At 62.3% G+C, this 7,127-nt stretch carries 10 protein-coding genes and 1 pseudogene; 2 read left to right on the top strand and 9 right to left on the bottom strand.

What is annotated here, in order from left to right:
• Window positions 1-104 precede the first annotated feature (104 nt).
• A complete protein-coding gene (gene nhaA / locus EOC06_RS10805) occupies window positions 105-1,301 on the top strand; it encodes a Na+/H+ antiporter NhaA (RefSeq protein ID WP_128307717.1) in 1,197 nt (398 codons plus the stop codon).
• A gap of 29 nt (window positions 1,302-1,330) precedes the next feature.
• On the opposite strand, the gene EOC06_RS10800 is transcribed toward nhaA, so the two are convergent.
• The 5 genes from EOC06_RS10800 to cueR form a co-directional block, all read right to left on the bottom strand.
• On the bottom strand, window positions 1,331-1,831 hold the full coding sequence (locus tag EOC06_RS10800) for an MmcB family DNA repair protein (protein WP_050596738.1): 501 nt from the start codon (window positions 1,829-1,831) through the stop codon (window positions 1,331-1,333).
• Window positions 1,832-1,922: 91 nt separating this feature from the next.
• Entirely contained in the window at window positions 1,923-2,183 is a 261-nt protein-coding gene (locus EOC06_RS10795) for a hypothetical protein (protein WP_127321580.1), read from the bottom strand.
• Window positions 2,184-2,642: 459 nt separating this feature from the next.
• A complete protein-coding gene (locus EOC06_RS10790; RefSeq protein ID WP_127321579.1) occupies window positions 2,643-2,960 on the bottom strand; it encodes a protamine-2 (modular protein) in 318 nt (105 codons plus the stop codon).
• 163 nt (window positions 2,961-3,123) lie between these two features.
• The gene (locus tag EOC06_RS10785; protein WP_128307716.1) at window positions 3,124-3,555 is read right to left on the bottom strand and encodes an OsmC family protein; all 432 of its coding nucleotides are present in this window, start codon (window positions 3,553-3,555) and stop codon (window positions 3,124-3,126) included.
• Window positions 3,556-3,610: 55 nt separating this feature from the next.
• On the bottom strand, window positions 3,611-4,036 hold the full coding sequence (cueR, locus tag EOC06_RS10780; protein ID WP_128307715.1) for a Cu(I)-responsive transcriptional regulator: 426 nt from the start codon (window positions 4,034-4,036) through the stop codon (window positions 3,611-3,613).
• Between the two features lie 226 nt (window positions 4,037-4,262).
• On the opposite strand from cueR, the gene EOC06_RS10775 reads away from it, so the two are divergent.
• On the top strand, window positions 4,263-4,880 hold the full coding sequence (locus tag EOC06_RS10775; RefSeq protein ID WP_128307714.1) for a L,D-transpeptidase: 618 nt from the start codon (window positions 4,263-4,265) through the stop codon (window positions 4,878-4,880).
• Window positions 4,881-4,991: 111 nt separating this feature from the next.
• Here the strand turns inward: EOC06_RS10775 and EOC06_RS10770 are convergent, their stop codons facing one another.
• From EOC06_RS10770 to EOC06_RS42235, 4 genes and pseudogenes are all read right to left on the bottom strand, one after another.
• Complete coding sequence (locus tag EOC06_RS10770; protein ID WP_127269475.1) at window positions 4,992-5,318, bottom strand: NIPSNAP family protein; 327 nt, start codon at window positions 5,316-5,318, stop codon at window positions 4,992-4,994.
• An 81-nt stretch (window positions 5,319-5,399) separates the two neighbouring features.
• A complete protein-coding gene (locus tag EOC06_RS10765; protein WP_023811631.1) occupies window positions 5,400-5,969 on the bottom strand; it encodes a NifU family protein in 570 nt (189 codons plus the stop codon).
• 156 nt (window positions 5,970-6,125) lie between these two features.
• Window positions 6,126-6,617: a universal stress protein gene (locus EOC06_RS10760; RefSeq protein WP_013528063.1), complete on the bottom strand. Its 492-nt coding sequence runs from the start codon at window positions 6,615-6,617 to the stop codon at window positions 6,126-6,128.
• Between the two features lie 93 nt (window positions 6,618-6,710).
• A pseudogene (locus EOC06_RS42235) lies at window positions 6,711-7,127 on the bottom strand (tryptophan--tRNA ligase); the annotation flags it as partial.

The raw sequence follows: 7,127 nt of genomic DNA, 5'->3' as shown, positions 1-7,127 counted from the left end.
TCTCCCCGTCACTATACGGGGAGAGGATGCCGGCAGGCAGGTGAGGGGCGGCGCTAGCGCTTGGACAATGAAGCCCGCCAAACAGGCGGCTTAACGGAGGCGACATGCAGGATCTGAAGCAGCGGCCGGTTTCCGTCTTCCGCGAATTCCTCGATAGCGAAGCGGCCGGCGGCATCATCCTGATGGTGGCAGCGGCACTGGCGCTGATCGTCGCCAACTCGCCGCTCGCCGAAACCTATTTCTCCGCGCTCCACGCCTATCTCGGCCCGCTCAGCGTCTCGCATTGGGTCAATGACGGGCTGATGGCGGTGTTCTTCCTGCTCGTCGGGCTGGAGATCAAGCGCGAGACGCTGGACGGCCAGCTCTCCACCTGGCCCCGGCGCGTGCTGCCCGGCATCGCCGCCGCCGGCGGCATGCTGGTTCCGGCACTCGTCTATGTGGCCGTCAACCGCAACAACGCGGCCGCCCTGTCCGGCTGGGCGATCCCGACCGCCACCGACATCGCTTTCGCGCTCGGCGTGCTGTCGCTGCTTGGCAGCCGCGTGCCGGCTTCGCTGAAAGTGTTCCTCACGGCACTGGCCATCATCGACGACCTCGGAGCCGTCATCATCATCGCCATCTTTTACACCAGCGGCCTTTCGCTGGCTTATCTGGGTGCCGCCTTCGCCGTCATTGCCGGGCTTGTAGTGCTCAACCGCATGCGGGTGATGACGCTTGTGCCCTATCTCGCTCTGGGCGTCGTCCTGTGGGTCCTGGTGCTGAAATCTGGCGTCCATGCAACGCTTGCCGGCGTGGCGCTGGCGCTGACCATCCCGCTCGCGCGCTCCGCCGGGATCGGCCACGATCTCGACCATTCGCCGCTGCACCGGCTCGAACACGGCCTGCACGAGGTTGTGGCCTTCCTCGTCATCCCGATCTTCGGCTTTGCCAATGCCGGCGTTTCGCTCGCCGGTCTCAGCGTCAGTGCGCTGATTGAGCCGTTGACGCTGGGTGTCGCCGCCGGCCTGGTGGTCGGCAAGCTGGTCGGCGTGTTCGGCTCCTCGGCACTTGCCATTAGGCTGGGTCTTGCCGACCTGCCCGCCAATGCCGGCTGGACGCACATGATCGGCATATCGCTGCTGTGCGGCATCGGTTTCACCATGAGCCTGTTCATCGGCCTGCTCGCCTTCGCCGGCGACGTGGCGCTGCAGGACGCGGTCAAGGTCGGCATCCTCGCCGGTTCCTTCATCGCCGCTATCCTGGGCGCTGCCGTGCTGCTCATGGCGCCCGCCAGGGGTGGCGTGGAGGACGGTGAAGAGTAGAGGCAGTCTTAGGACTTGGGGGACAATCGCTACTCGCTCTCACCCTCCAGCGCCGGCACCGACACGCCGGCAAGCTCTGCCGCCAGCAGCCGCGAAGCGCCGGCCCGCGCGATCCGCAGCATCAGCGCTTTGCGCGTTGCCGCTGCCATGCGGTGCTCGGGCGCATCGCGCAGGATCTCGGCGCCGTAGCCGTCGGAGAGGATGAAGCCGCACTCCTGGGGAAATATCTCCGAGGGCACGCCGGGATGGGTGGCGAAGAAGAAGCGGTCGGAATGCAGCCGGTAGTCGGGCCATTTGCGGTCGACCCTGAAATCCTCGATCGAGGATTTGATCTCGATGATCCAGATATCGCCCTGCCGGGTCAGCGCGACGAGGTCGGCGCGGCGGCCCGTGGCCAGCGACAGTTCGGGCAACACATGTGCGCCCATATCCATGAGCAGCCGCTGTACGCCGCGCCGCACCAGCATGGCGCGTTCGGACTGGCGGCCGTCGATGAGAGGGTTGATGAGGATGGGGGAGATGATCGGCATGCCAGGCACCATGCCAGATTTTGTTCACGGTTTGAACCTGTTTTATGCAGACGATTGTATATTCGATATACCCGGATATACCCAAAAGAAGTCAGGCATTGATCCTTGAAAGATTGAGTTTGCGGTGCGTACCGTCGCTTCCATGGGGACGGGTGACGCAAAATCGAACACTAAAGAAGGCCAACAAGTATGGGCCTTTGACCTTGACGCTCTGCGCAAGGCTTTCAGAAAGTCCGTTCGGGAGCATAAAGTCACGGCGGCTGATTGGGCGGAACACGCCAAGCAGTTCCTCGAAAAACAAAGAGATCGTCAGCGCAAATCGCCTTGATATGCCGCGCCGATCAATTTCCATTTAGTAACCTTAAGATAGCAGAAAAAAGTCTTTGCGCGTTACCAACCAAAGTCAGATGCAACCGCTTTAGTTCCGCGAATGTCGAATGGCATAAGCAGGGAGACGTCACTTCGACATTTCCGTGAAGTGCGCAACCCATCTGCGGGTGGCGCATGGCTTTCTGTAAATTAGCTAAAGCTAATTTAAGTGAAAGGTGATATTTTGGAAGCAGCCGGGGCTCCCCCAATACACCCCGCTCCGGTCAGGCCCGGTGGCGGTCCACCCAAAGGAAGGCTACCGGGCCGATCCCTGCAACCAACCGGTGATCCGCTCGTTGACCCCATGCCGGGTTGATCCCCCGGCACTCCAGGACCTGCCCGCTGCCGAGGGGCGGCGGGCCTTTTTTGCCGATTGGATTCAAGCCCGCAGCGATAGCGAAGGCTCCGGCGGATGCCGGAGCCTTCGCGTTTGGTGATCCCGTCAGAAGTGGATCCAGAAGGATCTGCGGAAGCATCGCCGGCGCCAATAGCCATTGCGCCAATAGCGACGGCAAACCCGCCTCCACCCGCGTCGGCGACGGCGGCGGTGCCATCTGCGGTGCCGCACGAACTCGACGCCGTCCTGGACATCGGGACCATCCGGGCCGAGAATGTCGTCGGACGGTTTGTCGAGTTCATCGAGAATGCCGGGCCCCGTATTCGGGATGCCGGCCAAGGCGGTGGCAGGACGGGCGATTGCGACGACGGTCGCGGCCCCTGCCAGCCCAAGCATTCCAGTCAGAAACAATCGCCGATCCATGCCAACCTCCATCGTTGATCATTGCGACAAGGGGAGACATAGAGCGGCAGATTGACGCGCCCAGATGCCGAAGAAAATTAGGTCAATCGCTCTGCCGTGCCGGCGGTGGGCCTTTTAGCGATCTCTGACAATCCACGTGGCCAAATACGCCTGTTCCCGCTGATCATTCCTTCGACAAGCCGGTCGCCGTTGCGGCCGTTTCGATGCTCACCGGCACGCCCTGGCGCAGGGAGTTGCTGACCGTGGAAATCGCAGCGGCCCTCGTGATGATCTCCGCCGGGTCGGAGCCGTCCAGCGTCGTGCATGAAACAGTCATGGTTGACGAGGTCGCAAGCAAAGGCTTGCCTTCGAGGTTCAGCGTCACGGTCACCGCGACCTTGTCGAGCGTTACGCCCATTTCCGCGGCGACGTAGCGAAGGTCGTTGCAGAAGCAGCCGCCGATCGCCAGGGCGAGCAACTGGCCGCCATTGAAGCCCAGGCCCATGCCGCCGGCCTTGCCTTCGGGCCGGTCGACGATGATCGTGTGGCCGCCGGCCCAGCCCATGGCCGCCTGCGTGTCCTCCACATTGCGCAGTTCGACGGTCATCGAGACCATTGCGGATGTCCTTCCGGCAGGAGTCGACCAAGCGTCGGGCCTCGTCGGCGTACGGTCATTGTGCAGGCGCAGAGGCGCCCTTGTCGTTGGGCAACGCCGCCCCCGCCATGTCATCAAGGATCGGACAATCCGGCCTCTCGTCGCCGTGGCAGGCATGGATCAGTTTCTGCAGGGTCGAGCGCATCGACTGCAGCTCGCGCACTTTCTCCTCGATCGCCGTGACATGGGCGGCGGCGATTTCGCGCACGTTCTGGCTGGCGCGGCTGCGATCCTGGTAAAGCGCCATCAACTGGCGACAATCGTCGATGGAAAAGCCGAGATTGCGCGCGCGGCGCAGGAAGGCCAGCCGGTGGATGTCGTCTCCGGAATAATCGCGGTAGCCGTTGGCGGCGCGCGCCGGGGCGATCAGGCCGATCTCTTCATAGTAGCGGATAGTCTTGGCCGGCAGGCCGGAGCGGTGGGCGGCGTCACCGACATTCATGACGGTTCTCCTCGATTTCCAGGAGCCCATGGAGCAGGCCCCTTGAATTTGCTTCACAATCCTGTGAGTCCTGTTGCCAAAATGCCATAGTGATACGCTTACCGGTACGTCAAGGCAGGCATATAGGCATCGCGCGCTTGGCAAGCAAAGCAAATGCCAGCATGAATGATGATGAGAGAGCGGCCGACTCGTGCCGCCGAAGTTGGGCGGGGCACCGGATCACCTGATGCGCATGAAGTCGTTTGCAATCATCGCCGCACTGGCGCTCTCCACTGCTATCGCCGGTTGCAGCACCATCGGCTCGCAGATATTCTCCAACAACTACGGCGCGGTCACCGACGCAGGTTATCAGCTGCCGCGCATCCCGATCGAGAAAGTGCCGATGAAGTACCATCGGCAGGAAGTGAACTACGACAGCCCGGAAAAGCCGGGCACGATCATCGTCGATACGCAGAACAAGTTCCTCTACTTCGTCGAGGGCGACGGAAGGGCCATTCGTTACGGCATCGGCGTCGGCCGCGAGGGCTTCGAGTGGCATGGCACCGCCCACATTGCGCTCAAGCGCGAATGGCCGACCTGGACGCCGCCGAGGCAGATGATCCAGCGCCAGCCGGAATTGGAAAAGTTTGCCGGCGGCATGCAGCCAGGCCTGAAGAACCCGCTCGGCGCGCGCGCCATGTACCTGTTCAACAAGGGCGGTGATTCAGGCTATCGCCTGCATGGCAGCCCGGAGTGGAATTCGATCGGCAAGGCGATGTCGTCTGGCTGCATCCGCCTGATGAATCAGGACATTATCGACCTCTATGACCGCGCCTCGGTCGGCGCCAAGGTCATCGTTCTCTAGAGGCAGTTTTCGTACGCGGACCGTCTAGGCAACAACGGACGTCCCAAGCAGAAAACCGGGCAATTCGGCCCGGTTTTTTGTTGTTTGCGCGATGCGACGCCTGCTCGGTGGTCAGGACACCGCCGAGAACGAGGTGGGAGCCAAAATTTGGTTGGTGATTGTCTCGGTGATCTGGCCGTCACGCTCGGAATCTTCCCGCGCCTGTGTCCAGGCCGGGTCCTTCACGAACGCCGTCCAGCGCTCTTCGCGTTCGGCCAGCGATTCCCATGCCAGCATGTAGGTCAGGTCGTTGTTCGAAGCACCGATCAGCGTGGTAAAGAAACCCGCTTGGCGGATACCGTGCTTTTCCCATAATTTGAGGGTGATCTTGTCGAAGCGATCAAGAAGCGCCGGCAAGCGTCCCGGCAAAGCCCGGTAAACCCGAAGTTCGTAGATCACTTTGGAGTTCCTTCTGATCGATGCGCCGGAAGCGAAGAAATCGGACCAGATGGTCAGTGGGGTAGAATCATCAAAGGGGCGTCAGGAGACCTGTTCGACCTGCTGCACTTCCGGCACGAAATGGCGCAGAAGGTTCTGGATGCCGTGCTTCAGCGTCGCCGTCGATGACGGGCAGCCGGCGCATGCGCCCTTCATGTGCAGGAACACCGTGCCATTCTCGAAGCCGCGGAAGGTGATGTCGCCGCCATCCTGGGCGACCGCCGGGCGCACCCGTGTATCGAGCAGTTCCTTGATGGTGATGACCAGCTCCTCGTCGGCCTTGTCGTAGAACTCACCGGTCTGGCTGGTCTCGGCGGCCGGGCCGGCCTTGGCCATGACGGGCGCGCCGGACATGAAATGCTCCATGATGGCGCCGAGGATCGCCGGCTTCAAATGCTGCCAGTCGGGGCCATCCTTGGTCACGGTGATGAAGTCATAGCCGAAGAAAACGCCGGTGACGCCAGGAATTTCGAACAGCCGGCCGGCCAGCGGCGAGGCGACGGCGGCGCTGTCGGCATCGCGGAAATCGGCGGTGCCTTCCAGAAGCACTTCCTTGCCGGGCAGGAATTTCAGCGTCGCCGGGTTTGGCGTCGATTCGGTCTGGATGAACATGGCCGTCTCCGTGCCCGTTTGGGCATCTAGTTTGGAACAATTCTAAATAGGCTCAATTGGCTGGACATTCAAGCGAAACGCATCGCCGGAACAGCTGGCTGGCGGAATGTTTTTTCGCGCCCATCATCGGACCGGCATCACCTGAAGAGCAGAATCTCAGGCCAGGCTGTCGATTTCCTCGTCCGACAGGTTCTGCGGCACGACAGTCACCGGGATCGGGAAGGCGGCACCCTTGCCGGCCACGGCGCCGACCAGCGGCCCCGGCCCTTCCTTGCCCGCACCGGCGGCCAGCACCAGGATGGCGATGTCCTGGTCTTCCTCGATCAATTTGTGGATCTCTTCCGTCGGCTTGCCTTCGCGCACCACCATCTCGGGCTCGATGCCGAGCTTCTGGCGCACCTTGTTGGCATAGCTGTCGAGCGCGGCGCGCGCCGTGGCGTTGGCTTCCTCGCGCATGATCTTCTCGACACCCAGCCAATGCTGGAAATCGTCCGGCACGATGACATAGAGCAGCACCAGCGTGCCGCTGGTGCTCTGCGCCCGTTTCGAGGCATAGGCGACGGCACGCTCGCATTCCGGCGTGTCGTCGATGATCGTCAGGAATTTCCTGCGATGGCCGGCTTCGCGGCTGAGGCGTTTGGAGACCATGTCTATCTACTCGATGTCGTGCGGCCGCAATCTGCCACTGCGGGGGACCGGCGGCAAGTCGCCGGCCTTGTGCCAGTGCACCCGATGTCGCGATCAGCCCTGCAGCAGGCCGATAATGTCGCGCACCGTCTTCATCGTCGCTTCGGCCAGCACGCCGGCGCGCTCGCCGCCGTCCTTGAGCACAGCGTCGACATAGGCGCGGTCATCCGAAATGCGGCGCATCTCGCTGGCGATCGGCGCCAGTTTTTCCACTGCAAGATCGGCCAAGGCCGGCTTGAACACGGAAAACTGCTGACCGGCGAATTCCTTGAGTACATCCGCCTTCGATATCTCGGCGAGACCCGCATAGATGCCGACCAGGTTCTCCGCCTCGGATCGGCCGGCCAGGCCGTCCAGCTCGCTCGGCAACGCTTCGGGGTCGGTCTTGGCCTTGCGGATCTTTTTCGAGATGTCGTCGGCATCGTCGGTCAGGTTGATGCGCGACAAATCCGACGGGTCCGATTTGGACAT

The organism is Mesorhizobium sp. M7A.F.Ca.MR.362.00.0.0, from assembly GCF_004023175.1.
In the GTDB taxonomy this organism is placed as follows: Bacteria; Pseudomonadota; Alphaproteobacteria; order Rhizobiales; family Rhizobiaceae; genus Mesorhizobium.
This window is presented reverse-complemented; position numbering and strand designations above follow the sequence as displayed.